The 26,217-nt window shown below is 68.0% G+C and carries 29 protein-coding genes; 11 read left to right on the top strand and 18 right to left on the bottom strand.

Annotated elements, in window-relative coordinates; all coding sequences use genetic code 11:
• Positions 1-178 precede the first annotated feature (178 nt).
• The 7 genes from B9Y82_RS01770 to B9Y82_RS01800 are packed head-to-tail and all read left to right on the top strand — an operon-like array spanning position 179 to position 4,976.
• Positions 179-799 (top strand): LemA family protein, encoded by a 621-nt coding sequence (locus tag B9Y82_RS01770; RefSeq protein ID WP_100471327.1) that lies wholly within the window; start codon positions 179-181, stop codon positions 797-799.
• A gap of 3 nt (positions 800-802) precedes the next feature.
• A complete protein-coding gene (locus B9Y82_RS01775) occupies positions 803-1,687 on the top strand; it encodes a TPM domain-containing protein (RefSeq protein WP_100471328.1) in 885 nt (294 codons plus the stop codon).
• The gene (locus B9Y82_RS01780; protein ID WP_100471329.1) at positions 1,687-2,181 is read left to right on the top strand and encodes a TPM domain-containing protein; all 495 of its coding nucleotides are present in this window, start codon (positions 1,687-1,689) and stop codon (positions 2,179-2,181) included. The genes B9Y82_RS01775 and B9Y82_RS01780 overlap by 1 nt, the downstream gene beginning before the upstream one ends.
• Positions 2,182-2,232: 51 nt before the next feature.
• Entirely contained in the window at positions 2,233-3,120 is an 888-nt protein-coding gene (gene lgt, locus B9Y82_RS01785) for a prolipoprotein diacylglyceryl transferase (RefSeq protein ID WP_100471330.1), read from the top strand.
• Positions 3,117-3,911 carry a thymidylate synthase gene (locus B9Y82_RS01790; protein WP_100471331.1) on the top strand — a complete coding sequence of 265 codons (795 nt, stop codon included), beginning with the start codon at positions 3,117-3,119 and terminating at the stop codon, positions 3,909-3,911. The genes lgt and B9Y82_RS01790 overlap by 4 nt, the downstream gene beginning before the upstream one ends.
• On the top strand, positions 3,908-4,471 hold the full coding sequence (locus tag B9Y82_RS01795) for a hypothetical protein (RefSeq protein ID WP_238381529.1): 564 nt from the start codon (positions 3,908-3,910) through the stop codon (positions 4,469-4,471). The genes B9Y82_RS01790 and B9Y82_RS01795 overlap by 4 nt, the downstream gene beginning before the upstream one ends.
• A gap of 13 nt (positions 4,472-4,484) precedes the next feature.
• A complete protein-coding gene (locus B9Y82_RS01800) occupies positions 4,485-4,976 on the top strand; it encodes a dihydrofolate reductase (RefSeq protein ID WP_100471332.1) in 492 nt (163 codons plus the stop codon).
• A gap of 89 nt (positions 4,977-5,065) precedes the next feature.
• Here B9Y82_RS01800 and B9Y82_RS01805 read toward each other — a convergent pair whose 3' ends face one another.
• The 10 genes from B9Y82_RS01805 to B9Y82_RS01850 form a co-directional block, all read right to left on the bottom strand.
• A complete protein-coding gene (locus tag B9Y82_RS01805; protein ID WP_100471333.1) occupies positions 5,066-5,713 on the bottom strand; it encodes a DUF1287 domain-containing protein in 648 nt (215 codons plus the stop codon).
• Positions 5,710-6,738, bottom strand: a complete 1,029-nt coding sequence (locus B9Y82_RS01810) for a symmetrical bis(5'-nucleosyl)-tetraphosphatase (RefSeq protein WP_100471334.1) — start codon at positions 6,736-6,738, stop codon at positions 5,710-5,712. The genes B9Y82_RS01805 and B9Y82_RS01810 overlap by 4 nt, the downstream gene beginning before the upstream one ends.
• 15 nt (positions 6,739-6,753) lie before the next feature.
• Positions 6,754-7,137 (bottom strand): Co2+/Mg2+ efflux protein ApaG, encoded by a 384-nt coding sequence (gene apaG / locus B9Y82_RS01815; protein WP_100471335.1) that lies wholly within the window; start codon positions 7,135-7,137, stop codon positions 6,754-6,756.
• Between the two features lie 13 nt (positions 7,138-7,150).
• Positions 7,151-7,954, bottom strand: coding sequence for a 16S rRNA (adenine(1518)-N(6)/adenine(1519)-N(6))-dimethyltransferase RsmA (gene rsmA / locus B9Y82_RS01820; RefSeq protein WP_100471336.1), 804 nt, complete (start codon positions 7,952-7,954; stop codon positions 7,151-7,153).
• The gene (pdxA, locus tag B9Y82_RS01825) at positions 7,951-8,931 is read right to left on the bottom strand and encodes a 4-hydroxythreonine-4-phosphate dehydrogenase PdxA (protein ID WP_100471337.1); all 981 of its coding nucleotides are present in this window, start codon (positions 8,929-8,931) and stop codon (positions 7,951-7,953) included. Before pdxA ends, rsmA begins: the two co-directional genes overlap by 4 nt.
• 3 nt (positions 8,932-8,934) lie before the next feature.
• Positions 8,935-10,281, bottom strand: coding sequence for a peptidylprolyl isomerase (locus tag B9Y82_RS01830; protein WP_100471338.1), 1,347 nt, complete (start codon positions 10,279-10,281; stop codon positions 8,935-8,937).
• A complete protein-coding gene (gene lptD, locus B9Y82_RS01835) occupies positions 10,278-12,779 on the bottom strand; it encodes an LPS-assembly protein LptD (protein WP_202908111.1) in 2,502 nt (833 codons plus the stop codon). The genes B9Y82_RS01830 and lptD overlap by 4 nt, the downstream gene beginning before the upstream one ends.
• Positions 12,780-12,868: 89 nt before the next feature.
• Positions 12,869-13,807: a histone deacetylase family protein gene (locus B9Y82_RS01840; protein ID WP_100471340.1), complete on the bottom strand. Its 939-nt coding sequence runs from the start codon at positions 13,805-13,807 to the stop codon at positions 12,869-12,871.
• A gap of 9 nt (positions 13,808-13,816) precedes the next feature.
• Positions 13,817-14,371 (bottom strand): cob(I)yrinic acid a,c-diamide adenosyltransferase, encoded by a 555-nt coding sequence (locus B9Y82_RS01845; RefSeq protein WP_014036041.1) that lies wholly within the window; start codon positions 14,369-14,371, stop codon positions 13,817-13,819.
• A gap of 8 nt (positions 14,372-14,379) precedes the next feature.
• Positions 14,380-14,964, bottom strand: coding sequence for a hypothetical protein (locus B9Y82_RS01850; protein WP_087921583.1), 585 nt, complete (start codon positions 14,962-14,964; stop codon positions 14,380-14,382).
• A gap of 109 nt (positions 14,965-15,073) precedes the next feature.
• Here B9Y82_RS01850 and ubiH point away from each other — a divergent pair, with 109 nt between their 5' ends.
• Together ubiH and B9Y82_RS01860 are read left to right on the top strand one after the other, a co-directional pair.
• Entirely contained in the window at positions 15,074-16,282 is a 1,209-nt protein-coding gene (ubiH, locus tag B9Y82_RS01855) for a 2-octaprenyl-6-methoxyphenyl hydroxylase (RefSeq protein ID WP_100471341.1), read from the top strand.
• A complete protein-coding gene (locus B9Y82_RS01860) occupies positions 16,279-17,460 on the top strand; it encodes a UbiH/UbiF family hydroxylase (RefSeq protein ID WP_100471342.1) in 1,182 nt (393 codons plus the stop codon). The genes ubiH and B9Y82_RS01860 overlap by 4 nt, the downstream gene beginning before the upstream one ends.
• Before the next feature lie 68 nt (positions 17,461-17,528).
• On the opposite strand, the gene B9Y82_RS01865 is transcribed toward B9Y82_RS01860, so the two are convergent.
• The 6 genes from B9Y82_RS01865 to B9Y82_RS01890 form a co-directional block, all read right to left on the bottom strand.
• Positions 17,529-17,924: a hypothetical protein gene (locus tag B9Y82_RS01865; protein WP_100471343.1), complete on the bottom strand. Its 396-nt coding sequence runs from the start codon at positions 17,922-17,924 to the stop codon at positions 17,529-17,531.
• A gap of 49 nt (positions 17,925-17,973) precedes the next feature.
• Entirely contained in the window at positions 17,974-19,041 is a 1,068-nt protein-coding gene (rlmM, locus tag B9Y82_RS01870; protein ID WP_100471344.1) for a 23S rRNA (cytidine(2498)-2'-O)-methyltransferase RlmM, read from the bottom strand.
• The gene (locus B9Y82_RS01875; protein ID WP_100471345.1) at positions 19,025-19,585 is read right to left on the bottom strand and encodes a nucleoside deaminase; all 561 of its coding nucleotides are present in this window, start codon (positions 19,583-19,585) and stop codon (positions 19,025-19,027) included. Before B9Y82_RS01875 ends, rlmM begins: the two co-directional genes overlap by 17 nt.
• A gap of 97 nt (positions 19,586-19,682) precedes the next feature.
• A complete protein-coding gene (locus tag B9Y82_RS01880) occupies positions 19,683-20,405 on the bottom strand; it encodes a DUF6348 family protein (RefSeq protein ID WP_100471346.1) in 723 nt (240 codons plus the stop codon).
• A gap of 48 nt (positions 20,406-20,453) precedes the next feature.
• Positions 20,454-21,107 carry a hypothetical protein gene (locus B9Y82_RS01885; protein ID WP_100471347.1) on the bottom strand — a complete coding sequence of 218 codons (654 nt, stop codon included), beginning with the start codon at positions 21,105-21,107 and terminating at the stop codon, positions 20,454-20,456.
• Positions 21,108-21,150: 43 nt separating this feature from the next.
• Positions 21,151-22,899, bottom strand: coding sequence for a glutamine--tRNA ligase/YqeY domain fusion protein (locus B9Y82_RS01890; RefSeq protein WP_100471348.1), 1,749 nt, complete (start codon positions 22,897-22,899; stop codon positions 21,151-21,153).
• Positions 22,900-23,096: 197 nt separating this feature from the next.
• On the opposite strand from B9Y82_RS01890, the gene B9Y82_RS01895 reads away from it, so the two are divergent.
• Complete coding sequence (locus B9Y82_RS01895; RefSeq protein WP_100471349.1) at positions 23,097-23,360, top strand: DUF2007 domain-containing protein; 264 nt, start codon at positions 23,097-23,099, stop codon at positions 23,358-23,360.
• 30 nt (positions 23,361-23,390) lie between these two features.
• Positions 23,391-24,056, top strand: a complete 666-nt coding sequence (gene msrA / locus B9Y82_RS01900; RefSeq protein WP_202908141.1) for a peptide-methionine (S)-S-oxide reductase MsrA — start codon at positions 23,391-23,393, stop codon at positions 24,054-24,056.
• Positions 24,057-24,732: 676 nt separating this feature from the next.
• On the opposite strand, the gene B9Y82_RS01905 is transcribed toward msrA, so the two are convergent.
• Both B9Y82_RS01905 and rnk read right to left on the bottom strand, forming a co-directional pair.
• Entirely contained in the window at positions 24,733-25,689 is a 957-nt protein-coding gene (locus B9Y82_RS01905; protein WP_100471351.1) for a transaldolase, read from the bottom strand.
• Positions 25,690-25,739: 50 nt separating this feature from the next.
• A complete protein-coding gene (gene rnk, locus B9Y82_RS01910) occupies positions 25,740-26,144 on the bottom strand; it encodes a nucleoside diphosphate kinase regulator (protein ID WP_065722817.1) in 405 nt (134 codons plus the stop codon).
• Positions 26,145-26,217: the final 73 nt, after the last annotated feature.

Below are 26,217 nucleotides of genomic sequence, written 5' to 3' on the forward strand. Positions count from 1 at the left end.
GAGCAAGGCGCGGCTAAGCCTCCAGGGACGGATTCACGGCGTCCCCCGCCATGCCCACCCGCCCGGACTACTCAGGCGATCCATGAGCATGGCCACCGCGGAGGGGGCGGCGCCCGATGGCCGGTCTTTCACCCGAACCATGGCATGCTCGGTGCCAAGCCCACCCGGAACCTCCGCCATGCGCCTGTTCACCCGCGTTCTGCCCCTGATGCTGTTGGCCTCCCTGCTGTCCGGCTGCGGTTACAACGCCATCCAGCAGAAGGATGAAGCGGTCAAGGCCAGCTGGTCCGAAGTGCTCAACCAGTACAAGCGCCGCGCCGACCTGGTGCCCAATCTGGTGCAGACCGTGAAGGGCTTCGCCAGCCAGGAAGAGCGCGTGCTGACTGAAGTCACCAACGCCCGCTCGCGGGTTGGCCAGATCAATGTCAACGCCGATGACGAAGCCTCGCTCAAGCAGTTCCAGCAGGCGCAGGGTGAACTCGGCAGTGCGCTGTCGCGACTGCTGGTGGTCACCGAGAACTACCCGGTGCTGAAGTCGGACCAGAACTTCCGCGACCTGCAGGCGCAGCTGGAGGGCACTGAAAACCGCATTACGGTTGCGCGTGGCCGCTACATCCAGCAGGTGCAGGACTACAACACCTACATCCGCTCGTTCCCGCAGGTGATCACCGCCAAGCTCTTCGGCTACAAGACCAAGCCGAACTTCACCGTGGACAACGAAGCGCAGATCTCCAACGCGCCGGCGGTCGATTTCGGCAACGCGCCGCAGCAGCAGCCGGCACCGCAGCCGGGCCACTGACCGATGCGCCTGGCCACTGCGCTGCTGGCCCTGCTGCTGTGGCTGCCGCTGGCGTCGCAGGCGCAGCAGCTGGCGCCGATTCCGGCGCTGGATTCGCCGGTGGTCGATACCACCGGCACGCTCGATGCCACGCAGAAGCAGGCGCTGGTGCAGCAGGCGCTGGCGCTGCAGCAGCGCAAGGGCAGCCAGCTGCAGGTGCTGGTGGTGCCGACCACCCAGCCGGAAGACATCGCGCAGTACACCACGCGGGTCTTCGACCAGTGGCAGATCGGCCGCAAGGGCGTGGATGACGGCGTGCTGCTGGTGGTGGCCAAGGACGACCGGCGCGTGCGCATCGAGCCGGGCTACGGCCTGGAAGGCGCCATTCCCGATGCCATCGCCAACCGGGTCATCCAGGAATACCTGGTGCCGCGCTTCCGCAGCGGCGACTACGCCGGCGGCATCACCGACGCCACGGCGGTGCTGGTCAAGCTGATCGACGGCGAAACGCTGCCGGCACCGGTCAGCGGCCATCGCGGGCGGGAACCTGGCGGTGGCGGCGATACCTGGTTCCTGGCGCTGTTCATCGGTGTGTTCGCCGGCAGCATCCTGCGCGGCGTGTTCTCGCGCGTGCCGCGACCGCTGCGTGGCCTGCTCGGCGGCGCCGGTGCAGCGCTGGCAGCATTCCTGTTCACCTCCACCCTGCTGGCCAGTGGCCTGGCCGGTGTGGTCGGCCTGATCGTGGCGATGCTCTCTGGCCATCCCGGCCGTTTCGCCGGTGGCGGCGGCTGGGGCGGTGGCAGCTGGGGCGGGGGCGGTTTCGGCGGCGGCGGTGGATTCGGCGGTGGTGGCGGCTGGGGCGGCGGCGGTGGTCGTTCGGGCGGCGGCGGTGCTTCGGGAGGCTGGTGATGATCCAACGTCTGTGGCGTCACGTGTTTTCGCCGTCGGTACGGCGCGCCTTCCCACCCGCCACGCTGCAGGCGATCACCGAGGCCATCGCGGCCGGTGAGCAGCGCCATGGCGGGCAGGTGATGTTCGCGGTGGAAGCAGACCTGCCGCTGGGTGCGCTGTGGCACAAGGTGACCCCGCGCCAGGCCGCCGAGCATGCCTTTGCGCGCCTGCGCACCTGGGATACCACGCACAACAACGGTGTACTGATCTACCTGCTGCTGGCCGATCACGCGATCGAGATCGTCGCCGACCGTGGCCTGCAGGGCCGGGTCAGCCCGGCGCAGTGGCAGCGGGTCTGTACCCACCTGCGCGAGGGCCTGCGCGGTGCCAATGTGGTCGAGGCGCTTCAGGATGCGATCGACGAGGTCTCCACCCTGATCGAGGGGCACTTTCCGGCCTCGATGCGGTCAGACGATGATGGCCTGCCCAACACGCCCCAGCTCCTTGGTTGAGCCGGGGCGGCACTGGCCCGAGAATAGGCGTTCAACCGCAAGGCACCTTCCATGATCTATTTCCACGACATCGACCCCATCGCCCTTTCGCTGGGGCCGATCAAGGTGCATTGGTACGGCATCATGTACCTGCTCGGCTTCACTGCGGCCTGGCTGCTGGGCCGCAGGCGCATCGCCCAGGGTCGCCTGCCGGGCGTCGATGCCAACGGGTTCTCCGACCTGCTGTTCTACGCGATGCTGGGCGTGGTGCTGGGCGGGCGCATCGGCTACATGCTGTTCTACGCGCTGGGCGATTTCCTGCACAACCCGCTGCTGCTGTTCAAGGTGTGGGATGGCGGCATGAGCTTCCACGGTGGCCTGCTCGGCGTACTCGGTGCCTGCTGGTGGTGGTCGCGCAAGCACACGCTGCACTTCTTCGACACCATGGATTTCATGGCGCCGCTGGTGCCGCTGGGCCTGGGCTTCGGCCGTATCGGCAACTTCATCGGTGCCGAGCTGTGGGGCAAGTACACCGACGGTACCTGGGGCGTAGTGTTCCCGTCCGGCCTGCCGGCCCCGCTGAACCAGCTGGACCACGCGACCCTGCAGGCGCAGTTTGCGGCCGGCGCGCTGAATCAGTTCGCCCGCCATCCCTCGCAGCTGTATGAAGCGTTCCTGGAAGGCCTGGTGATGTTCGTGGTGCTGTGGACGGTGTCGGCCAAGCCGCGTCATCGCTATCTGGTCGGTGGCCTGTTTGCGCTGATGTACGGCCTGTTCCGCTTCGCCGTCGAGTTCGTGCGCATGCCCGACAACGGCGTTTACGTGGCCTTCGACTGGCTGACCCGTGGCCAGATCCTCAGCCTGCCGCTGATTGCCTTTGGCCTGGTGCTGCTGGTGATGTCGCGCCGCGCACCGGTGCTGCAGCCGCAGTTGCCGGTGGCTGTCGAGGGCAAGGCATGAAGGCCTACCTGGATCTGCTCTCGCATGTGCTTGAACACGGCGCCGAGAAGAGCGACCGCACCGGTACCGGTACCCGCAGCGTGTTCGGCTGGCAGATGCGCTTCGACCTCAACAAAGGCTTCCCGCTGGTCACCACCAAGAAGCTGCACCTGCGCTCGATCATCCACGAGCTGCTGTGGTTCCTGAAGGGCGACACCAACATCGGCTACCTGAAGGACAACCAGGTGCGGATCTGGGATGAGTGGGCCGACGAGAACGGCGACCTCGGCCCTGTATACGGCAAGCAGTGGCGCAGCTGGGCCACCGCCGATGGCCGCGAGATCGACCAGATGCAGTGGCTGGTGGACGAGATCAAGCGCAACCCCGATTCGCGCCGGCTGGTGGTCAGCGCCTGGAACGTGGGCGAGCTTTCGCAGATGGCGCTGATGCCGTGCCACAACCTGTTCCAGTTCTACGTGGTTGACGGCAAGCTCAGCTGCCAGCTGTACCAGCGCAGCGGTGACATCTTCCTCGGTGTGCCGTTCAACATCGCCAGCTACGCGCTGCTGACCCACATGGTGGCGCAGGCCACCGGCCTGGGCGTGGGCGACTTCGTGCATACCCTGGGTGACGCGCACCTGTACTCGAACCACTTCGAGCAGGCGCGCGAGCAGCTGTCGCGTGAGCCGCGCGCGCTGCCGAAGCTGTGGTTGAATCCGGAGGTGACCGACCTGTTCGGGTTCCAGTTCGACGATATCCGCATCGATGGTTATGACCCGCATCCGGCGATCAAGGCGCCGGTGGCGGTATGAGTACCCGCCTGATTTCCAGGGGCCTGCTGGCGCTGTGCGGCCTGCTGCCGCTGGCCATGGTGCAGGCCACACCGGCCGACGCGCTGCCGCTGGCCCGGCAGGTCAATGAGCAGATCGTGCACAAGCACATGCGCGAGGAAGTGCAGGCGTTCGCCCGGGCATTCAACGGCAGCACGATGCTGCCCCAGGATGTGCCGGAAGGGTGCCGGGCGCAGATGCGTGAGGCGGTAACCGGCATGTACACGGCGATGACCGAGCACCTGAAGGCGGGCGTCGAGGATCCGGCTTATCAGCGTGAGCTTGAACAGCGCCTGGCCACCGTCTACACCAGCGACCAGCTGAAGGCGTTCCTGGCACGTCGTGCCGGCACCGACAACGCGGCGTTGTCGGCGGAGATCCTGTCGGGACCGGGCCTGAAGGAGATCGAGGAGGCGCAGAAGCAGAAGATCATCAGCGGCCTGGATGAGCAGTCCACCTCCAGCCCGGCGCTGGCTGCAGCATTGCAGGCCGCCAGTGCCGCGAACGCGGCCTGCGAACGCCTGCAGATCGATGCCAGCTGAGGTGGTCGGACCGATGAAACTGTCGATGATCGTGGCGTTGGATCGCAACCGTGGCATCGGCCAGGGCAATGCCATGCCCTGGCACCTGCCGGATGACTTCAAATACTTCAAGGCGCTCACCCTGGGCAAGCCGATCCTGATGGGGCGCAAGACCGCCGAGTCGATCGGCCGCGTGCTGCCGGGGCGGACCAACCTGGTGCTGACCCGCAGCGGCCAGGTACCGTTCGAGGGCATGCGCGCGGTGGCGTCGCTGGACGAGGCGAAGGCGATTGCCGAAGGCGAGGGCGCCAGCGAGCTGTGCATCATCGGCGGCGGCGAGATCTTCCGCCAGCTGCTCGGCCAGGCCAGCGACCTGTACTTGACCTGGGTGGATGCCGAAGTGCCTGCCGACACGCATTTCCCCGACGTGGATGTGCAGGACTGGCAGGAAGTGAGCAACGAGCCGCATGCGGCCGATGAACGCCACGCCTACGCATTCCGCTTCGTGCACTACGTGCGCCGCTGATCGCAATGCAACTGTAGCGCCGGGCCATCGTCGGCTGCTTTCCGCGGGCACATCCCGGAGCCGAGCAGGGCTCGGCGCGACAGGATTGCCTACGGCATCCGGTAGTGCCCGATGATCGCGTGCTGGAACAGCAGGTTCTCTTCGCGGGTGCCACGCGCGATGTTGTGCAGTACCAGCGGCGTGCCATTGGCCAGCCGCCGGTCGGAGACGATGCCCACGTGCAGCAGGCCATTGCCGTTGAGCTTCCAGGCAACGATGTCGCCGGCCGCATAGTCGGTGGCGAGCGCGGTGATCGGTTGCTGCCAGCCCTGCCGTTCGAACCAGCGCATCAGGTTCGGCACGCGACGATGATCGATGTTGCGGTCCGGCCGTGACAGGCCCCAGATCGCCGGATAGGCACTGAAGTTTCCGCGCATGTCCTCATGCACGCGTGCCTGCAGGTCCAGGCCCTGGCTGCGCAGGGCGCGCACCACCACGTCGGTGCACACGCCGCGATCGAGCGGGACGTCGCCGCCGGGATAGGCCAGCACCTGGTAGGCGGGATCGTAACGGGTGGTGACGCCGATCTGCGCGCGCGCTGCGGCCACCAGTGGCGGCGAAGGCGCCTGCGGCTGCGTCGGCCCAGGTGCAGCACCATCCGCAGCCGTGGGAGCAGGCGGCGAGCCGGGCTGGCAGCCGCTGGCCAGGGCCAGCGCCAGCAGCAGCACCGTCCATGGTGCCCAGCCGCGCCGCGTCATGCCTGCGGCGGGGGGCTGTTGTTGGTGCCGCCACCCGTGCCGCTCCCACCGCCACCGCCGCCACGACGGCGACGACGGCGCGGGCCACGGTTGCCCGGGTTCGCAGCGGCGGCGTTGCCACCACCCTGTTCCTTGCCCTGCGCCGCAGCGGTGGGGCGCTCGTGCGCCGGTCGCGCTGGCGGGCGGGCGTTGGGCACCGGCGCGGGGACATCGCGGCCCGGCACCTGCACCACGCGCAGCTCATCGGTATCGAGCTGGATGGCGGTCAGCTTGCCGCCCCACACCGCACCGGTGTCGATGGCGTGCACGCCCTGGGTGATGGTCAGGCCCAGCGCCGACCAGTGGCCACAGACGACCTTGAGGTCGCGCTCGACCCGGCCCGGCACTTCGAACCAGGGATACAGCCCCTGTTCCTGCGTGCCCGGCGTGCCCTTGTCCTCGATGCCGATGCGTCCCCGCGGGGTGCAGTAGCGCATGCGGGTGAGCACGTTGATGATCGCGCGCGAGCGGTCGTAGCCGGACAGGTTCGGGGCCCAGCTCGGCTTGTCGCCGTACATGTTGCGGAACAGCTTGCGGTAGCCGGCACCATGCAGCTGCACCTCGACCTCGGCGGCATGCTTCTCGGCCATCTGCGTCGTCCACTTCGGCGCCAGGCCGGCGTGCACCATCATCCAGCCAAGCTCGCGATCGACGTGCACCAGCTTCTGCAAGCGCAGCCAGTCCAGCAGTTCGTCGCGGTCCTCGGCCTGCACGATGCGCAGCAGGTCCGGGTTGACCTTGCGCTGTTCCTCTTCGGTGCGTGCACCGACGGCCAGCAGCGAAAGATCATGGTTGCCCAGCACCACCACGCTGTGCTCGCGCAGCGAATGCACCAGCCGCAGCGTTTCCAGCGACTGGCCGCCACGGTTGACCAGGTCGCCACAGAACCACAGGGTGTCCTGCGCCGGGTCGAAGCGGATCTTCTCCAGCAGTCGCTGGGTGACGTCATAGCAGCCCTGCAGGTCGCCGATCGCCCACACACTCATCGTTCGGCCTCCGTGTCAGTGCAGGGTACGCGGGATGGCCAGCACGAACGGTGCGACCTGCGCGGCAAATTCGGTGCCATCGTCGGCGACCATGTCGTAGTGCCCCTGCATGGTCCCGTGATCGGTCCCCAGCATGACACCGGACGTGTAACGGAAGTCTTCACCGGGGCGGAGCCGCGGCTGCTCGCCGATCACCCCGTCGCCATCGACATGCTCGACACGGCCATTGGCATCGGTGATGCGCCAGTGGCGTGCGACCAGGCGTGCCGCGACCCGCCCCTGGTTGTGGATGCGGATCGTGTAGGCGAACGCAAAGCGACCGTCTTCCGGCGCGGATTGATCGTCGAGGAAGCGCGGCGCGACTTCGACGGAGATGGCATAAACGTCAGCGTCTTCCATACCGGCAGTGTAATCAGGAGGCATTGGCCAAAGCGATGAATTCGGCCACGTCCAGCTGTTCGGCGCGGGCATCGGGACGCACGCCGGCGGCGATGAACTGCTCGGCGGACACCACGTTGTTCAGGGCATTGCGCAGGGTCTTGCGGCGCTGCCCGAAGGCGGCCTTGACCACCTCGGCGAAGCGCTTGTGGTCGTTGATGCTGATCGTGGCCGGGTCACGCGGCACCAGCCGCACCACGGCCGAATCGACCTTCGGCGGCGGCCGGAACGCGCCCGGCGGCACCACGAACAGCGAGGTCACCTGGCAGTAGGCCTGCAGCATCACGCTGAGGCGGCCGTACACCTTGCTGCCGGGGCCGGCCGCCATGCGGTCGACCACTTCCTTCTGCAGCATGAAGTGCATGTCGCGGATGACCGCGGCATGCTCCAGCGCATGGAACAGGATCGGCGAGGAGATGTTGTAGGGCAGGTTGCCGACCAGGCGGATCGGCTGGCCGTCGGCCAGTTCCGTGAAGTCCACCCGCAGCACGTCGCGATGAACGATGGCCAGCTCGCCCAGCGGCGCCGCGGCGGCGGTCAGCGGTGCGATCAGGTCGCGGTCGAACTCGATCACTGTCAGCTTCGGGTGCACGCGCAGCAGCGGCAGGGTGATCGCGCCCTGGCCGGGGCCGATCTCGACCAGGCGGTCGCCAGCTTTCGGGTTGACCGCCATCACGATCTTGTCGATGTAGTGGCGGTCGGCCAGGAAATGCTGGCCAAGCTGCTTCTTGGCCGGGGCGGTAAACACCGGGCCGGAGGGAGAATGCGGGGAATTCATGCGCCCAGTGTACGTTGCCGCGCAAGCTGCGCACACAACGACGTTGCTGCCTGCAGGCTGGAGGGATCGGCGATGCCGCGGCCGGCCAGGTCCAGCGCGGTGCCATGGTCCACGGCCACGCGTGGGTAGGGCAGGCCCAGGGTCAGGTTGACCGCCTGTTCGAAGCCCGAGTACTTCAGCACCGGCAGGCCCTGGTCGTGGTACATCGCCAGCACGGTGTCGAAGCCGGCCAGCTTGGCCGGAAGGAAGGCGGTGTCGGCAGGCAGCGGCCCGATCAGGTCCATGCCCTCCGCGCGCAGGCGCTGCAGCAGCGGGATGACCAGGTCCAGTTCCTCGCGGCCCAGGTGGCCATCTTCGCCGGCGTGCGGGTTCAGGCCGAGCACGGCGATGCGCGGTGCAGGCAGCCCGAACTCGCGGCGCAGCGCGGCATGCACGGTGCGCAGCGTGTGCTCCAGGCCGGGCGCGGTGATCGCATCGGCCACCTCGCGCAGCGGCAGGTGGGTGGTGGCCAGGGCCACCCGCACGATGTGGTTGGCCAGCATCATCACCACCTTCACTCCGGCCTGGTCGGCCAGCAGTTCAGTGGTGCCGCTGTAGGCGATGCCGCCTTCGTTGATGACCGCCTTGTGCACGGGGCCGGTCACCACACCATGCAGTTCGCCGGACAGGCAGGCCTGGCCGGCACCGAGCAGGGCGCCGATGACCGCGCCGGCATTGGCCGGATCGGCCTGGCCGAAGCGGCTGGGCACAGCATTGCGGATCGCGCGCAGGCGCAGGTCGCCGGGGACGCGGGCTTCGGCGTCCTCGGGCAGCAGTTGCAGGGGCAGCTTCAGCGCGGCCGCAGCCGCGCGCAGGGTATCCGGGTCGGCGAAGGCCAGCAGCCGGCAATCTTCACGCGGCTGCTGGACGAGGCGGACACACAGTTCCGGGCCGATCCCGGCGGGCTCGCCCGGTACCAGCGCGAGCTCGGGGCGCATCGGTCAGGACTGCGGCGGCGTGGCGGTGTTTTCCGCGCGGTCGCCGCTGCGGAAGCTGACGTAGGCCTCGCCACGCAGCTCCTGCAGGAAGCGGTTGTACTCGTCTTCCAGCTTGCGGCGGCCGATGGTCTCGCGGACCTGGGCACGCTGGTTGTCGGTGGTCACGTCGGTCTGGCGGGTCGCCACGCGCTGCACGATGTGCCAACCGGCGTCGGTGCGGAACGGCTGGCTGACGCCACCGTCCTGGAGTCCTTGCACCTGCTGGCCGAAGGCCGGACCGAACGCGTCGGCCGGGAACCAGCCCAGATCACCGCCCTGGCCCTTGCTGTTGTTGTCCTCGGAGGACTCCTTGGCAACGGTCTGGAACTCGGCACCACCGGCAATGCGGGCGCGCAGGGTGTCGATCTTGGCCTTGGCGTCGGCGTCGGTCTGGTGGTCGTCCACGCGCACCAGGATGTGGCGGCCGTGGAACTCGGTGACCGTGTGCTCACCGGCAGCGGCGGAGCTGGCGTCGCGCACTTCCACCAGCTTCAGCAGCTGGAAGCCACTCGGGCCGCGGATCGGGCCGACCACTTCGCCGGGCTTCATCTTCTCCATCAACTGGGCGAACGCGGTGGGAATCTCATCCAGGCTGCGCCAGCCCAGGTCGCCGCCTTCCAGGGCGTTCGGGCTGTCCGAATAGCGCACGGCCGCCGCGTTGAAGTCCAGCTCGCCCTTGTCCAGCAGGGCCTTCACGCCATCGGCCTTCTTCTGGCCGGTGGCGATCTGGTCGGCGTTGGCGCCGTCGGGCAGGGCGATCAGGATGTGCGCCAGGTGGTACTGGTTGCCCACCGTGGCCTGCTGCTTCAGCGCGGCGTCGACTTCACCCTCGCTGACGCTGATGCGGCTTTGCGCGAAGCTCTGGCGCAGGCGCTGCACGGTGATCTCATCACGCACCGAAGCGCGGAAATCGTTGAAGTCGATGCCGTCATGGGCCAGGCGCTGGCGCAGGGCGTCCAGGTTCGAACCATTCTGCTGGGCGATGGCGTTCATCGCCTGGTTCAGCTCCTGGTCGCTGACACGGATGCCGCTGCCCTGGGCGCGGGCGACCTGCAGCTTGACCAGCACCAGGCGCTCGAGCACCTGGCGGCTGAGCACGTCTTCCGGCGGCAGCTGGTTTTCACGGCCCGCGTACTGCGCCTTGATGTTGGCGATCGCACGCTGGAGCTCGCTCTGCAGGATCACGTCCTCATCGACGACGGCGGCGATGCGGTCAAGCGGCTGCGCCTCCTGGGCAAGCACCTGCAGGGGGGCGGACACGCTGGACACCGCCAGCAGTGAGGCGAGAAGAACGGGGAAGCGCTTGGTCATGGGATCAGGTTCGGATCGTAGTCATCCCGGGTCGCCCCGGTGTTGCTCGGCGGCACGAGATAGAGGTCGTCGCGGTTGTAGCCGAGGATAGCACGGCGCAGGGTACGGTCCGTGTCCTGCCCCAGGGAGCTCAGGCCCTTGAGCACGAACTCCAGCTGGATGGCGTTGTTCATCTCGCCTTCGCGGTTGCGGACGTAGCGGCGCCCGACCACACGCACGGCCAGGCAGCAGCTGTCCCACTGGACGCCGGCGATGATTTCCAGCGGTTCCTTGTCCTGCAGCGAGTAGTAGTAGCGGCCGACCAGGCTCCAGCGCGCATTCAGCGGGTACAGGAACGACAGGTCGGCCTGCTCCAGCAGGGTCCGGTCATGCTTGTTGGCGGTGGCCGGGGCGCCCGAGTTGATGCGGTAGCGGTAGCTGAGGTTGATCACGCCATCGTTGGGCATCAGATAGCGGGCTCGGACGCTGGCCAGATCCTCGCGCTTGTACTTCGGATCCCACTGGTAGGTGGCGCCCAGGGTCCAGCGGTCGTTGATCATGTAGTTGCCGTCGGCGATCCATGCCGACTTGCCCTTTTCCACCGGCGCGCTGCCCGGAGTGACGGTGACCCGCGACTCGTCGAAGTACTGGATCTGGCCGATGGAGGCCGAGAAGCGTTCCTTGCCGGTGGTCTGGTCGATGAAGCGGGTACTCAGCGCCATGGTCAGCTGGTTGGCGTCGTTCTGGCGATCGGCGCCGGTATAGCGCGAGTCGCGGAACAGCTGGCCCCAGCTGAAGGTGAAGTCACGGGTATCGAAGATCGGCAGTTCATCCTGGTTGCGGTAGGGCGTGCGCAGGTAGAACAGCCGCGGCTCCAGGGTCTGCAGGAACGACTTGCCGCCGATCCTGGTTTCGCGATCGAAGAACAGGCCGGCGTCGATGCTGCCGATCGGCAGGCTGCGGCTGGGCGAGGTGTTGCCGCGCAGCTGCTCCGGCGTGGCCGTGTTCGGGTCGATGCCCTGCGAGCGCAGGATCTGGCCGCGGATGCCGTTCACGCCATCAACCAGGCCACGATCCAGCTGGTAACCGGTATAGCGGTAGGCCAGCGTCGGCGTGACATACCAGGCCGCGCCGCTGATCGGGAACGACACGTAGGGCTTCACGTCCAGGCGCGAGCCGCCGCTGACACCGATGCCGTTGGTCTGGCGGCTGCCATTGCGGGTGTACTGCAGGTCGGGGCCCGCATCTGCGCCGTACTTGAAGTTGATGTCGTCGTGGGTGAAGCGCACGGCTTCGGCGTAGACGCCGGTTTCCAGCCACGGCAGGACCGGCTTGTCCCAGTTGAGGTACAGGCGCGGCTGGCGGTTGTAGGCCAGCGCACTCTCGTTGAGGGTGTAGTCGGTCAGCTGCCAGCGGTCGGCCATGATGCCGGCCGTCCAGTTCCTGCCGGTGCCGTACAGACCGATGGTGCTCTGCAGGTTCGACGCGGTGACCCCCACCAAGCGGTTGGCGAAGTCTTCGACATAGCGCTCGTCGCTGACCCAGGCCAGGTTGGCGCGGGCCTGCCAGTGGCTGTCCACGTTGTGGTAACCGCTGAACATCACCCGGCCGCGGTCGCGGTCGCGCAGCTTGTCGTTGGGCATGAACGCGGTCAGCAGTTCGCCGCGGCCGCCGTTGTAGAGGTAGCGGAACTCGTTGTCGAGCATCAGGCCGCGCCGGCTCATGTAGCGCGGGGTCAACGTATCGTCGTAGTTCGGCGCCAGGTTGAAGTAGATCGGCTGGGCATAATCGAAACCGTTGCGCCCGGACATGCCCAGCTGCGGGAACAGCAGGCCGGTCTTGCGGCGGTCATCGATCGGGAACTTGAAGTACGGCGCCCACAGGACCGGCACCTTGCCGATGCGCAGCACGGCGTTGCGGGCGGTGCCGAAGCCCTCGTCGTTGTCCACTTCGATCTGCGGCGCCGACAGCTTCCACACCGGCTGCGACGGGTCGCAGGTGGTGTAGGTGGAGCGGTGCATCTGGCCGACCGCGCCCTGCAGGTCGACCGACTCGGCGTCGCCGTTGCCGCGACGCGACACCAGCTGGTACTTGATGTCGGTGATCTTGTGGGTGTCGCTTTCCTGGTTGCCCTCGGCGCGCTTGGCGACCATGCGGATCGAGGAGTCCTGGTAGCGGACATTGCCGTCGGCGATGTAGTTGCCGCTTTCGGTATCGAAGCTGAGCTTGTCGGTACCGACGAACTGGTCGCCGCGGCGCAGGGCCACGTTGCCTTCGTACTGCGGCACGGTGGTGGTGCCCAGCAGCTGGTCGCCCTCGATGTCGGTGGGCTGCTGATCGCGCGCGGCGCTGGCGGCGGCCTTGTCCTGCCCCGGGACCGGGGTAGGGGCATCGGTGAACGCGGGAATCACGTCGGTCGCCGGGCACAGGCCCCAGTTGAGCGGCTTTTCATCGGCCATTGCCGGCAGGCAGATGGCGATGCTCAGAGGCAGGGGAAGCAGGCGGAGGGCTCGGCGCACGCGGTTCGGATTCGGGCGAAAACGGACGGTAGCTTGCCCCATCCCTTGCATAGGGGCAATGAAGGGCGGCGGATCCTGCCGGTTCGGGTTCATCCGGAGACGCTGCCTGGAGGGGGCGGCAGCAGCGCCCGGACATGGGCCACGCTGCACTCGGCAAGGGCCTGCAGGTCATAGCCGCCTTCCAGCATCGAGACCACCCGGCCGGCCGCATGGCGCCGCGCCAGTGCATGCAGTTCACGGGTGATCCAGGCGAAATCGTCGGTTTCCAGCATCAGATCGGCCTGCGGGTCGCGCAGGTGGGCATCGAAGCCGGCCGAGATCAGCAGCAGCTGCGGGCGGAAGTCGTCGATGGCCGGCAGCATCTCGTCGGCCCACACATTGCGGAAGCGGAAACCGCCACTGCCCGGCGGCAGCAGGATGTTCATCAGGTTGCCGGCACCGCGGTCGCGGCGCAGGCCCGAGTTGGGGAACAGCCCGGCCTGGTGGGTGCTGTAGTAGGAGACCCGGGCGTCGTGCTGGAAGATGTCCTGGGTGCCGTTGCCATGGTGGACATCGAAGTCGACCACCGCGATGCGCTCCAGGCCATGGCGGTCACGGGCGTAGGCGGCGGCGATGGCGATGTTGTTGAGCAGGCAGAAGCCCATCGCGGTGCTGCTGGTGGCGTGGTGGCCCGGTGGCCGCACCGCGCAGAACGCCAGCGGATCTTCGCCCAGCATTACTGCATCTACAGCGGCCACGCCGGCGCCGGCGGCGTGCACGGCGGCACTGGCCGAGCCGGGTGAGGTCCAGGTGTCCATGTCCAGCTGGCGCAGCGGCACGGTCTGCGGCTGCAGCACGAAGTCGAGCAGGGCGCTGTCGTGGACCCGGGTCAGTTCACCGAACTTGGCCGGCGGCGCCTCGCGCCAGTCCAGCTGGCCGGGGAATGCGGCGTGCAGGGCATCCAGGACATGCCGCAGGCGTTGCGGGCACTCCGGATGGCCGGGGCCGGGGTCGTGCAGCAGGCAGGACGGATGGGTAAAGACCAGCATCGTGCCGACTCAGCGCTGGCGCTGCTGCGGCTGCCACAGCGCTTCGCCGTGGCCATCGGCACGGGCCAGCACGCGGGCCAGCACGAACAACAGGTCCGACAGCCGGTTGAGGTACTGCAGCGCCTCGCTGCGCACGGCTTCGTGGCGGGCCAGGGTGACCGTCTCGCGCTCGGCGCGGCGGACGATCGTGCGCGCCAGGTGGCAGCGCGCGGCGGCCTCGCCACCGGCCGGCAGGATGAATTCCTTCAACATCGGCAGGCTGGCGTTGTAGTGGTCCAGCTGCTGTTCCAACGCCGAGACATCGGCGGCGTGGATCGCGGCGTGGCCGGGGATGCACAGTTCGGCGCCCAGGTCGAACAGCTGGTGCTGCAGATGCACCACCAGCGCGCGGACATCCTCGGGCAGCGCCGTGGCCAGCAGCAGGCCGAGCGCGGCATTGGCTTCATCGACGGTGCCGTAGGACGCCACGCGGGCGTCATCCTTGGCCACGCGCTGGCCGTCGCCAAGGCCGGTACTGCCGTCGTCGCCGGTGCGGGTATAGATGCGCGAGAGGCGATGGCCCATGGCGCGGCTCAGTGGCGGATGTCGCGGCGGGCCTGCTGGAGCTTCACTACCTGCTCCACGGCCAGCTGCAGGGCGGCGCCGAGCGCCACGTAGATCGCGGTGGTGCGCAGGTACGGCCCGAACCACTGTGCGTAGTTCTGTGCCCAGCCGGCCAGCGTCGGTTCGGCCACGTTGCGGCTGGTCCAGTAGAAGCCGCCCTGCGCCAGCAGGTGGCAGACCGCCACCGAGGCCACCAGCAGCAACGCGCCCTTGGCCAGCACCGGCCAGCGTGCCCCCTGGTAGTTGCGGCCCAGCAGCATGCCGCCGGCCCACAGCGAGAAATAGGCCGGCAACAGCAGCCAGTAGCCCGGCGATACGCAGTAGTGCTGCCAGAAATCCAGGCCGCTGCTGCGGATCACGATCCAGTCCACCAGCACCGCGAACACCATCAGCAGCGGGAACGCCCAGCGGGTCCAGCCGGCCAGATAGAAGCCACCGATGAAGAACACCGCCCAGGAAGCATCGGGGATCGCCGCGAAGTGGTTGACCCGGGTCGCCGCCAGCAACAGCACGAGTACGGACAGGACGAAGGCACGGTTGGCGGTGGCGGACATGGCAGCGGGCCCGGAGCGGATTCAGGTTTCATTCTAGCCCGCCGCGCCGGTTGGCGCAGGTCGGGGAGCGTTGGGTGTTCGGGCGGGGCGAGCGCGTATCATGAACACCATGAGTGAACGACATGACGTGCTGATCGTCGGTGGCGGCCTGGTCGGTGCCAGCCTGGCCATTGCCCTGGACCGGCTGGGCCGCGATGTGGGCCTGCTCGAGGCCAGCCCGGCCGGCGAGCTGCCGGCGGTGTTCGACCAGCGCAACCTCAGTTTCGCCGCGGCCACCGTCAACGCGCTGACCGCGCTGGGGGTCATGCAGAAGCTGGCGATGGCGCCGGGCCCGATCCGTCGCATCCACGTCAGCCGCGCCGGCGATTTCGGCCGCGTGCAGCTGGAGGCTTCCGACTACGACCGGCCGTGGTTCGGTCAGGTGGTGGTGGCGCGTGACTTCGGCCAGGCGCTGGAAGCACGGCTGCAGGAGCTGCCGCAGCTGCGGCGCTACCGGCCGATGCGGTTCCTGGGCCTGGGCGAGGTGGTCGACGGCTACCGCCAGGTGCGAGTGGCCGACGAGGCCGGCGAGCGCATGCTACTGGCACGGCTGGTGGTGGGCGCCGATGGCACGACCAGCGGCGTGCGCGGGGCGTTGGGCATCGAGGTCGACCGGCATGATTTCCAGCAGACCCTGTTCGTGGCCCGCGTGCGCAGCCAGCGCGCGCCGGACGGCACGGCCTGGGAGCGCTTCACCGATACCGGCCCGACGGCCCTGCTGCCGCGTGGCGATCGTCACTTCGGCACCGTGCACGGCGTAGCGAGCGATCAGGCCGATGCGGTGATGGCACTGGACGATGCGGCCTGGCTTCAGCGCCTGCAGGATGCGATCGGCTGGCGTGCCGGCCGCCTGCTCGAATCCGGCCCGCGCAGTGCTTACCCGCTCATCCAGGTGCTGGCGCGCGCATTGGCCGGTGAACGCACGGTGCTGCTCGGCAATGCCGCGCAGACCATTCATCCGCTGGGTGCGCAGGGCTTCAACCTGGGCCTGCGCGATGCGCTGACCCTGGCCGAGCTGCTGGAGGATGCGCATGAGGATGCCGGCAGTGATGCGCTGCTGCAGGCCTATGTCGCGCGCCGCGAGGAAGACCGCCGGCAGACGGTGGCGTTCTCCGGTGGCCTGGCACGCCTGACCAGCAATCCGGCGCCGCTGATGCGGCCGCTGCGCAGCCTCGGCCTGGTGGCCGCACAACGCGCCTCGGTGCAGTCGATGCTGGTCGGCGGTGCGATGGGCTTCCGTGGCGAAGTGCCGCGGCTGTGCCGTGGAGAAGCCGCATGAGCCGGCGCGCGCGCCTGGACGTGGCCATCGTCGGCGGTGGCGTGGTTGGTGCCGCCTGTGCGCTGGCGCTGGCCGATGCCGGTCTGTCGGTTGCACTGGTGGAGGGCCGCGAGCCCGCGCCATGGCGGGCCGCGCAGCCAGACCTGCGGGTGTTCGCCTTCGCCGCCGACAACGTGCAACTGTTGAACCGTCTGGGTGTGTGGCCGGCCATCGCGCAGGCCCGCGCATGGCCCTACCGGCGCATGCAGGTGTGGGATGCCGCCGGTGGCGAGGATCTGTTGTTCGACGCCGACCGCTTCGGTCGGCGCGAACTGGGCTACATCGTCGAGAACGGCCTGCTGCAGGATCGCCTGTGGTCGGCACTGCCGGCCGCAGGCATACAGCTGCATTGCCCGGCGCGGGTGGATGCGCTGGAGCAGGACGCGGACGGTGTGCGCCTGCGCCTGGATGACGGGCGCCGCCTGGAAGCGGCGCTGGCAGTGGCCGCCGACGGCGCCGAATCGACCCTGCGCCAGCTGGCCGGACTCGAGGTCGAGCGCCATGACTACCACCAGCGTGGCGTGGTGGCCTATGTGGACAGCGATCTTCCCAACCAGGCCACGGCCTGGCAGCGCTTCCTGCCGAGCGGGCCACTGGCGTTGCTGCCGGTGGCCGAGCGTCGCAGCTCGATCGTCTGGACCCTGCCCGAGGATGACGCGGCACGTGTGCTGGCGCTGGATGAGGACACCTTCAACCGTGAACTGACCCGCGCCTTCGCTGCACGCCTGGGTGAACTGCGGCTGGCATCACCGCGTGCGGCATTCCCGCTGCGTCGCCAACTGGCCCGCCACTACGTGGCCGGCCGCGTGCTGGCGCTGGGTGATGCGGCGCACGTGGTGCATCCGCTGGCCGGGCAGGGCGTGAACCTGGGCCTGCGCGATGTCGCCGCCCTGCAGCAGTGGCTGGCGCCATCGGCCGAACGCCGTGGCCAGCCGCGGCTGTCGCCGCAGCGGCTGCAGCGCTGGGCACGCGAACGGCGCAGCGACAACCACATCGCCGCTTACAGCTTCGATGCGATCAACCGCCTGTTCTCCAACGACGAAATGCATCTGACCCTGGCCCGCGGACGCGCGCTGGGCTGCGTCGGCAAATGGCCGCCGCTGGTGCAGGCATTCTGGAAGCGCGCCGCCGGCGTCTGACGCAAAAAGGGGACGGAGGGGATTAAGTCGTATGTGCACATACGACTTAATCCCCTCCGTCCCCTTTTTCAGTCGACCAGCCAACCGGCCAGGTCGGAGCGATCCAGCTTGCCGCGATGCCTGCGGTCCAATGAATTGAATTCATCGGCCAGCGCCGGGTTGGCCTGCGCTTCTTCGCGGCTGATGAAACCATCACCATTCACGTCCAGCGCGGCGAAGTGGATGCGGTACTGGCCGACCACGCTGCTCGGTTCCAGCGAACGCACGGTCACCTGTGCCTCGCCAGCCGGCTGTGCAATCTCGACGCTGCCGGTGACCTGGCCGGCGCCCAGTGGCTGCTGGCGGATGGCGCCGCCGGTCGGGCCCAGCGGCTGGACCTGCGCCGGCATGGACGGCAGCTGCTGTGCAAGGGCCGTTGCAGTTGCCAGCAGGGCGATCAGTATCGGAATCGAGCGGTATCGCATGGTCCCATTCCTCGGTAGCGCCGGGCCACGCCCGGCGGGCACGACGGCCTCAGCGCAGCGGCGACGCCAGCACGGTGATCTCTTCACGATCGTGATAGAGCTGCTTGGCGCGGACCACCAGCGGCTTGCCGGCCTGGTCCTTGAACAGGTCCAGGCACAGCCGGGTCTCGTCCCAGCGCTTCTTCATCGGCAGCTTCAGGTTGAAGATCGCATGCCTGCACCAGCCCTCGCGGAACCAGGTGGCCATCCGCTCGGCCACGCGGCGCGGCTGCTCGACCATGTCGCAGACCATCCAGTCCAGCGGCTGTTCCGGGTGCCAGTGGAAGCCATCGGCGCGCAGGTGCTCGACCAGGCCGGTGTCCAGCACGTGCTGGCGCAGCGGGCCGTTGTCGATGCTCAGTACGTGCATGTGCTGGCGGGTCAGCACCCAGGTCCAGCCGCCGGGTGCGGCGCCGAGGTCGGCCGCGCGCATGCCGGGCTTGGCCAATGCTTCGCGTTCTTCCGGGGTCAGCAGGGTCAGCAATGCTTCGTCCAGCTTCAGTGCCGAACGCGAAGGCGCTTCAGGCAGCAGCTTCAGGCGCGGGATGCCCAGTGCCCACGGCGCGCTGTCGGCCGGATCGGCCACGCAGACGAAGGCGTGGGTGCCGTCGACGAACACCACGTGCAGGCGCGGCAGGCGGTTGTTCGGCTTGTCGCTGAGCTTGCCGGCCTTGCGCAGCGCCGGGCGCAGCGCATTGCCGAAGGCACGCGCCAGCCCGGACAGCGGCTTGCCGGCGTCAGAATCGGGGTGTTCCACCCACAGGTCACCGAAGCGCGGCGCATCGGCCAGCACCTCCAGCATCGGGGTGATGCGGTCGGCCGGGTCCAGCTGCGGCAGCTCGGCCAGTACCACCAGCTTCTGTCGCGCGAAGATCAGCTCGCGCCAGCGCAGCCGTGGCGCCAGGGCTGCGGCTTCGTCGCACATGAAAAGCACATAGCCGTCGTTGCGCTGGGTACGCGCGTAGCCGGCGAAACCGGCTTCACCGGCGCGGAACTGCAGCTCGCCGGCCAGCTCGGGCTCGAAGCCCTGCCGGCACAGGCACAGCAGGCCGATGCCGGTTTCAGTAACGGGCGCCATCGCTTTCCCCATAGGCACGCAGCACGCTGCGTGCGGCATCGCGGTTCAGGCCCTGCACCACTTCGATGCCGCGCTTGTTGAGCTCGCCGACCCAGTCGGCCGGCAGCGGGCCTTCGTCGAACGGCGTCAGTTCCTCGACGTCGGCCGCGTTGGCACCGATCAGCAGGCGGTCGATGCCGGCCCACACGGTCGCGCCGTAGCACTGGCAGCACGGCTGCGAACTGGTGGCCAGGGTGACCGGCGACAGTACCGCGTTCAGGCGCGGGGTCTGCAGGCGCTGCTGGGCCAGCATGTAGGCCATGTTCTCGGCGTGCGCCAGCGAGGTTGCGTGCGGCATCACCCGGTTCACGCCGGCGGCGATGACCTTGTCATCCGGCCCGAACACCACCGCGCCGAACGGGCCGCCACTGGCGTGCTCGACATTCAACCGCGACAGCTCGATCGCCAGTGCGACCTTGGCCTCGTCGCCCGGATATCGACGATCCAGGTCGATCTGGTCGTGGATCCAGGCGGGAAGGGTCAGGTGGACTTGCGCGTACAGCATCGCGGGGTGCCTCGTAGGGAATGGAAGAAGGTGCGGTTGCTTGGGGAAACCGGCGCGCAGTGTAGCTGCACCGGCCTGTATCGGGTGTGGCGATGGGTCAGCCTGGCGAGCCGGTGCGGATCACCACGTACTGCTTGCGGAATTCCAGCCCGGCCTGCGGCCAGCTGGCGGCATAGGCGCGCAGCAGGGGCAGGGCGGCGGCGAAGTCGTGGCCATTGACCCGGCAATCGGCTTCGCACAGGCCTTCGGCATCGCGCGAGGCGAACAGGCGGATCGCCAGGAACGAGCGGGCCTTCAGCAGCTCGTCGAAGGCATCCATGCTGCGGGTGAACAGGCAGCAGGGACAGGAGCCATGGTCGTCTTCGCTGCAGGTGGAGGCATCCACCTCCTGCGCGCGGTAGTGCGCCAACGGCCCCAGCACCACGGTGCGCTGGTGTTCCTCGCCGTCATCGCCGGCCGGGTAGGCCAGGCCCATCATCGGCAGGCCCTGCGCGTCCTCGGCGCCGATCGCGGTCTGCAGGGTCGCCAGGTCCACCCGCATCCAGGTCTGGAAGCCGGACAGCAGCGAGGCCTGTTCGTCGGCACCGTTGGCGTGCTGGTACTCGAACAGGCCATCGGCGAACAACACCGGATGCTGGGCCTCGATGACGGTGGAGGTCTGCCAGCCGCCGTTGCCGCGCGCATGCGCGGCCATCGCATGCGGGGTCAGGCGCAGGCCGCTGTCCAGCAGCAGCGCGCCACCGTCGGCGTGGCTGGCGATGCCGGCGTCCTGCAGGACCTGCTGCAGCAGCGGGAGAAGGGCGGTGGAGGTCGTGGTCATGTCAGGCCTGTGGATGGATGGGGCGGAACATCCAGGCAGGGCCTGGAACTAGCGCTCGAGCGCGTCGAGTTCGGCGCGATATCGCTGCGCGTCGGATTGCTGCTGCGGGTCGCTGCCATGATCGCGCAGCCAGGTTTCCAGCTCGCGGCGATAGTCCGCGCGGAAATCCGCGTTGCCCGGGCTGAAATGCAGCTTGCGTGCCGCCACCTCCACGCGCTCGCGCGCGCTGGCACGGGCCTGGGCGATGCCGTGCGGGGATTCGTTGGTGAGGATGACGAAGTTGCGCGGGAAGCCCGGCGTGTACTTCACCACGAACGGCTGGTCGGGCGCGGGAATGCGGATCGCGTTCTCCAGCGGCCACAACGAGGCGGTGTTGGTGTGGAACACCACCTCCACATCGCGGCCCTCGGCGGTGCGCAGCACCGCTTCGTAGCGCCAGATGTACTGCTCGTTCATCGTCGAACTGGTGCGCTCGGACTTCACGATCACCGCTTCACCGCGCTCGCCCACCACGTTCAGGAAGGCGGCGTTGACGAAGTGGCCGAGGAAGATGTTGAGCATCGCCAGCGGGAACACCACGATGGCGTAGCCCGGAAAGCGCCGCCACCACGAGACCAGCCCGGCCAGCACCATCGCCGAAAAGAACGTCAGCAGCGGGTGCTGCGTCAGGAACCAGAGCAGGGCGGAAAGGGCGGTGATCATCGTCGCGGTCGTGCGGGCGCCGTCCTGGCGCCCGCGCAGGTCCTCAGGCCGACCAGGTGTCGCGCAGGGTCACGCTGCGGTTGAACACCGGCTTGGCCTCCGTGTGGTCGCGGCGATCGGCAACGAAGTAGCCGGTGCGTTCGAACTGGAACGACTGTTCCGGGGCGGCGCTGGCTGCGGCTGGCTCGACATAGCCGGTGACGGTGCGGCGCGATTCCGGGTTGAGGTAATCGCGGTAGGTCTTGCCTTCCGATTCGTCGTCCGGGTTCGGCACCGAGAACAGGCGGTCGTACAGGCGGATCTCGGCCGGCACGCCGTGCACGGCGCTGACCCAGTGGATGGTGCCCTTGACCTTGCGGTTGGCGCCTTCCATGCCCGGACGCGATTCCGGATCCAGCCAGCCGCGCAGCTCAGTGATGGTGCCGTCGGCATCCTTGATCACTTCATCGCAGCGGATGATGCCGGCGCCGCGCAGGCGTACTTCGCCACCCGGCACCAGGCGCTTCCAGCCCTTCGGCGGCACTTCGGCGAAGTCCTCGCGGTCGATCCACACTTCGCGTGCGAACGGCACTTCGCGGCTGCCGAAGCGCTCGTCCTTCGGGTGATTGCTGAAGGTCAGCTGTTCTTCATGGCCTTCCGGCAGGTTGGTCAGCACCAGCTTGACCGGGTCGACCACGGCCATGCGGCGCGGTGCGGCGCTGTCCAGGTCTTCGCGCAGCGCGCCTTCCAGCACGCTGAAGTCGATCAGCGAATTCTGCTTGCTGATGCCCACGCGCTCGGCGAACAGGCGCATCGCGGCCGGGGTGTAGCCACGGCGGCGCAGGCCCTGCAGGGTCGGCATGCGCGGGTCTTCCCAGCCGTCCACCAGCTGTTCGGTGACCAGCGCCATCAGCTTGCGCTTGCTCATCACCGTGTAGTTGATGTTCAGGCGCGAGAATTCGATCTGGCGCGGCTTGGCCGCTTCGCGCGGCAGGCCGGCGTCGACCAGCGGCTGGGTCAGCGCGTCGTCGTGGGCGAAATCGACGTTGTCCACGCACCAGTCGTACAGCGGGCGGTGGTCTTCGAACTCCAGCGTGCACAGCGAGTGGGTGATGCCCTCGATCGAATCGCCCAGCGCATGGGCGAAGTCGTACATCGGATAGATCGGCCACGCATTGCCGGTGTTCTGGTGCTCGACGTGCTTGATGCGGTACAGGGCCGGATCGCGCAGGTTGATGTTGCCGCTGGCCATGTCGATCTTCGCGCGCAGGGTGCGCGCGCCATCCGGGAACTCACCGGCGCGCATGCGGCGGAACAGGTCGAGGTTCTCCTCGACGCTGCGGTCGCGCCACGGCGACGGGCGGCCCGGCTCGGTCAGGGTGCCGCGGTAGGCGCGCACTTCTTCGGCCGACAGGTCGCAGACATAGGCCTTGCCCTGTTCGATCAGCTTCTCGGCGGCCAGGTAGTAGGTCTGGAAATAGTCCGAGGCGTGGCGCAGCTCGTTCCACTCGAAGCCCAGCCAGCGCACGTCATCCTGGATCGCGGCCACGTATTCCGGGTCTTCCTTGGCCGGGTTGGTGTCGTCGAAGCGCAGGTTGCAGACGCCGCTGAACTCGCCGGCGATGCCGAAGTTCAGGCAGATCGACTTGGCGTGGCCGATGTGCAGGTAGCCGTTCGGCTCCGGCGGGAAGCGGGTCTTGATCGCCTGGTGCTTTCCGCTGGCCAGGTCCTCGCGCACGATCTGGCGGATGAAATCGCGCTTTTCGTGGCTGTCGGCGGGGGTCTCGGGGCTGGCGGGGGTGTGCTCGGACATGAGTCGGCGAAGAGAAAGGCAGAAAGACCAACAGTCTAGCGCGTACGGGGCGGGGCTGCCCGGTGGGGTATGGGAATGCCGGCCAGCGACCGGCATTACCGCGTGCAGGCCGCTGGCCGGCGGAACGGTCATGCGCCGTCACCACCACCATTCAGCCCCCGGGCGTATGCTGGAATCCTGTCCCACGGAGCCGCCGCATGCACATCGTGTACAAGGCCGACAACCTGTTCGACGCCCATCTGGTCAAGCACGCGCTGGAGGATGCCGGCATCCCGGCGTTCGTGTTCGGCGAGTCGTTGCTGGGTGGCATGGGCGAGCTGCCGCTGTTTGGTGTACTGCGGGTGGGAATCCCGGATGCCGCACGCCCGCAGGCCGAGGACGTCGTGGCGGCACTGGACTTGGGGCATGCACCGGATGCCCCCATTTCGGATGCAGACGACATAGCCGGTCTTCCGGCGTAGGAGCGCATCATGTTGGGAATTGGCCAGGGCATCCTCGGTATCGGCGCCTTCAAGCAGCGCCTGCCGCGCCCGGAAGAGGCGCTGCCGGGGCGTGACCAACCGCTACCGCTGCACAGCAACCAGCACTTCGTGAACAGCCATCCGCTGAAGGACCGTTTCGCCGGCCTGCAGCAGATCCGCTTTGCGCTGGGCTGTTTCTGGGGCGCCGAGCGTAAGTTCTGGACCGAACCGGGCGTGTACAGCACCTCGGTCGGCTATGCCGGTGGCATCACCCCGAACCCGACCTATGAAGAGGTCTGCTCGGGCCTGACCGGCCACACCGAAGTGGTGCAGGTCGTGTTCGATCCGGCGGTGGTGAGCCTGGAACGGCTGCTGCAGCTGTTCTGGGAAAGCCACGACCCGACCCAGGGCATGCGCCAGGGCAACGACACCGGCACCCAGTACCGCTCGGCGATCCACGCTACCGACGAGGCCCAGTACAAGGCCGCGCTGGCCAGCCGCGAGGCCTACCAGTCCCAGCTGGACGCCGCTGGCTATGGCCCGATCACCACCGAGATCGTGTATCCGGCGCCGGCGTACTACTACGCCGAGGACTATCACCAGCAGTATCTGGCGAAGAACCCGAACGGCTACTGCGGCATAGGCGGCACCGGCGTGAGCTGCCCGATCGGGTTGGATGTGGAGGCGCCGCGCTGACGCGCGGTGGTCCGCCTGCGGCGGGCAGAAGCTGAAAGCAACTGCCAAAGCCAAAGCCAAAGCCAAAGCGGCTCTGGGGTGCTGCGGGTTGGGCGGGGCGGCGTGGGTGGGCAGGACACGCCGTAAACCCGTCCCTGGGGGCTCGATGGCGCCATCCATGGCGCCAACGGTCCTGCCCACCCACACCGCCCCACCTCCGACAGTTTCCCGGTGACGGTGGGCAAGAGCACGGGTTATTGACGAACTGGTGGAAAAGAAAAAGGACGCGGCGTTCACCGCGTCCTTTTTGTTTGATCCTGCAGTGCTTTCTGTAGAGCGGAAGGCAGCGGCAGGAGCCGCTGCCAACGTCGCTTGCGACGGCCCGGAGGGTGCCGGTCAGGACGACCGGCGTAGCCATGCTCGGCTGCGAGCAAGCGAAGCGCGCGACCCGCTGTTGCTCTTCTTTCTTTCTTCCGTGGCGGGCGGCCACAGGAAACTGTCAGAGGGCGGGCGGGTTGGGTTCGCGGGGGTATCCGCGGCATGGATGCCGCGGCCAAGCCCCCATGGACAGGTTCACGGCGTCCCCCGCGAACCCAACCCGCCCGACCCAGCGCGGCTGTTGCTTCAGCAGTCAGTCGAGCAAGCTCGACTCTACAAAACCGCCCGCCACGAGGGGCTCAGCCGTTGGCCGAAATCCTCACAGTTCCGAACGAATGCGCTCGCGCAGCGCCTGCAGATCCTTGGCAAACGCATCGATACCGGTCGCCAGCTTCTCGGTCGCCATCGGATCGGCCGCGAGGTCGGCTGCGAACTTCGCCGCATCGATCGGGGCCACCGCCACGCCATCGGCCGCACCGGCCACCAGCTTGCGCGGCAACTCACCGTGGTCGGCGTCCAGCTTCTCCAGCAGGTCCGGCGAAATCGTCAGGCGGTCGCAGCCGGCCAGTGCTTCGATCTGCGCGGTCGAACGGAACGAGGCGCCCATCACCACCGTCGGCGAGCCACGCCGCTTGAATTCGGCATATACGCCACGCACGAACTTCACGCCCGGGTCTTCGTCGATGCTGGCCGGGGCCTGGCCGTTGGCCACGTACCAGTCCAGGATGCGGCCGACGAACGGCGAGATCAGGAATGCGCCGGCTTCGCTGCAGGCCAGCGCCTGGGTCGGGTTGAAGATCAGGGTCAGGTTGCAGTCGATGCCTTCGGCCTGCAGGATGCGCGCGGCTTCCACGCCTTCCCAGGTCGCGGCGATCTTGATCAGGATCTTCTCGCGCGGTACGCCGGCATCGGCGTACATCTGGATGAACTGGCGGGCCTTGGCCACGGTGGCGGCGGTGTCGTGGGCCTGGTCGGCATCCACTTCGGTGGACACGCGGCCCGGCACCAGCGTGCTCAGCAGCGCGCCGACGCCGATGGTCAGGCGGTCGGCCACGGCGTTCACCACGGCTTCGCGGTCGCCCGTCTGCTGGCGGCCCCAGGCCAGTTCGCGTTCGATCAGCTCGGCGTAGACCGGCAGGTCCAGCGCCTTCTTCACCAGGGTCGGGTTGGTGGTGCAGTCCACCGGCTGCAGGCGCTTGATGGCATCGTAGTCACCGGTATCGGCAACCACCACGGACAGTTCGCGCAGCTGGGACAGTTTGGACGGGGTACTCATTACGGCTCCTGGTGCAGGGGGATCGAATCGCGCGCGGTGCGCAGCGGTAATCAGGGGCGGTCGTTGTGGACCGCGGTCACGCGCAGGCGCAACTTGCGGCCGCCGGGCGCATTCCAGTCGATGCTCTGGCCGATCGACAGGCCGAGCAGGGCACTGCCGACCGGGGCCAGCACGGAAACCTTGCCTTCATCGACGTTGGCTTCGCGGGGGAAGACCAGGGTCAGGACATGCTTCTCGCCCGACACTTCATCTTCGCACTCCACGCGCGAATGCATCATGACGATGCCTTCGGGAATCTGGTCCGGTGCCAGCACGGTGGCACGGTTGAGTTCTTCAGCAAGCGCGAGCGCGGCAGGCGTCTGGCTCAGCGCAGGGGATTCGAGCATGGCGTCCAGGCGGTCCATGTCGAAGGTAGAAACGGTGATCGACGGCGGCAGGCCGCTGGCGGTGTTCATGGTGAAGCTCCTTGGTTGAAAGCCATGCAAAAGGCGGCACCTGCTGGCGCCGCCTGTCTGTATTGTGGGGACA

Origin of the sequence: Stenotrophomonas maltophilia, assembly GCF_002799155.1 — a bacterium.
Taxonomy (GTDB): Bacteria; Pseudomonadota; Gammaproteobacteria; order Xanthomonadales; family Xanthomonadaceae; genus Stenotrophomonas; species Stenotrophomonas maltophilia_R.

Excerpts from the sequence above, each read along its gene's own strand:
- B9Y82_RS01770 (WP_100471327.1), top strand. The coding sequence starts at position 179 with ATGCGCCTGTTCACCCGCGTTCTGCCCCTGATGCTGTTGGCCTCCCTG.
- B9Y82_RS01775 (WP_100471328.1), top strand. The coding sequence starts at position 803 with ATGCGCCTGGCCACTGCGCTGCTGGCCCTGCTGCTGTGGCTGCCGCTG.
- B9Y82_RS01780 (WP_100471329.1), top strand. The coding sequence starts at position 1,687 with ATGATCCAACGTCTGTGGCGTCACGTGTTTTCGCCGTCGGTACGGCGC.
- lgt (WP_100471330.1), top strand. The coding sequence starts at position 2,233 with ATGATCTATTTCCACGACATCGACCCCATCGCCCTTTCGCTGGGGCCG.
- B9Y82_RS01790 (WP_100471331.1), top strand. The coding sequence starts at position 3,117 with ATGAAGGCCTACCTGGATCTGCTCTCGCATGTGCTTGAACACGGCGCC.
- B9Y82_RS01795 (WP_238381529.1), top strand. The coding sequence starts at position 3,908 with ATGAGTACCCGCCTGATTTCCAGGGGCCTGCTGGCGCTGTGCGGCCTG.
- B9Y82_RS01800 (WP_100471332.1), top strand. The coding sequence starts at position 4,485 with ATGAAACTGTCGATGATCGTGGCGTTGGATCGCAACCGTGGCATCGGC.
- B9Y82_RS01805 (WP_100471333.1), bottom strand. The coding sequence starts at position 5,713 with ATGACGCGGCGCGGCTGGGCACCATGGACGGTGCTGCTGCTGGCGCTG.
- B9Y82_RS01810 (WP_100471334.1), bottom strand. The coding sequence starts at position 6,738 with ATGAGTGTGTGGGCGATCGGCGACCTGCAGGGCTGCTATGACGTCACC.
- apaG (WP_100471335.1), bottom strand. The coding sequence starts at position 7,137 with ATGGAAGACGCTGACGTTTATGCCATCTCCGTCGAAGTCGCGCCGCGC.
- rsmA (WP_100471336.1), bottom strand. The coding sequence starts at position 7,954 with ATGAATTCCCCGCATTCTCCCTCCGGCCCGGTGTTTACCGCCCCGGCC.
- pdxA (WP_100471337.1), bottom strand. The coding sequence starts at position 8,931 with ATGCGCCCCGAGCTCGCGCTGGTACCGGGCGAGCCCGCCGGGATCGGC.
- B9Y82_RS01830 (WP_100471338.1), bottom strand. The coding sequence starts at position 10,281 with ATGACCAAGCGCTTCCCCGTTCTTCTCGCCTCACTGCTGGCGGTGTCC.
- B9Y82_RS01840 (WP_100471340.1), bottom strand. The coding sequence starts at position 13,807 with ATGCTGGTCTTTACCCATCCGTCCTGCCTGCTGCACGACCCCGGCCCC.
- B9Y82_RS01845 (WP_014036041.1), bottom strand. The coding sequence starts at position 14,371 with ATGGGCCATCGCCTCTCGCGCATCTATACCCGCACCGGCGACGACGGC.
- B9Y82_RS01850 (WP_087921583.1), bottom strand. The coding sequence starts at position 14,964 with ATGTCCGCCACCGCCAACCGTGCCTTCGTCCTGTCCGTACTCGTGCTG.
- ubiH (WP_100471341.1), top strand. The coding sequence starts at position 15,074 with ATGAGTGAACGACATGACGTGCTGATCGTCGGTGGCGGCCTGGTCGGT.
- B9Y82_RS01860 (WP_100471342.1), top strand. The coding sequence starts at position 16,279 with ATGAGCCGGCGCGCGCGCCTGGACGTGGCCATCGTCGGCGGTGGCGTG.
- B9Y82_RS01865 (WP_100471343.1), bottom strand. The coding sequence starts at position 17,924 with ATGCGATACCGCTCGATTCCGATACTGATCGCCCTGCTGGCAACTGCA.
- rlmM (WP_100471344.1), bottom strand. The coding sequence starts at position 19,041 with ATGGCGCCCGTTACTGAAACCGGCATCGGCCTGCTGTGCCTGTGCCGG.
- B9Y82_RS01875 (WP_100471345.1), bottom strand. The coding sequence starts at position 19,585 with ATGCTGTACGCGCAAGTCCACCTGACCCTTCCCGCCTGGATCCACGAC.
- B9Y82_RS01880 (WP_100471346.1), bottom strand. The coding sequence starts at position 20,405 with ATGACCACGACCTCCACCGCCCTTCTCCCGCTGCTGCAGCAGGTCCTG.
- B9Y82_RS01885 (WP_100471347.1), bottom strand. The coding sequence starts at position 21,107 with ATGATCACCGCCCTTTCCGCCCTGCTCTGGTTCCTGACGCAGCACCCG.
- B9Y82_RS01890 (WP_100471348.1), bottom strand. The coding sequence starts at position 22,899 with ATGTCCGAGCACACCCCCGCCAGCCCCGAGACCCCCGCCGACAGCCAC.
- B9Y82_RS01895 (WP_100471349.1), top strand. The coding sequence starts at position 23,097 with ATGCACATCGTGTACAAGGCCGACAACCTGTTCGACGCCCATCTGGTC.
- B9Y82_RS01905 (WP_100471351.1), bottom strand. The coding sequence starts at position 25,689 with ATGAGTACCCCGTCCAAACTGTCCCAGCTGCGCGAACTGTCCGTGGTG.
- rnk (WP_065722817.1), bottom strand. The coding sequence starts at position 26,144 with ATGAACACCGCCAGCGGCCTGCCGCCGTCGATCACCGTTTCTACCTTC.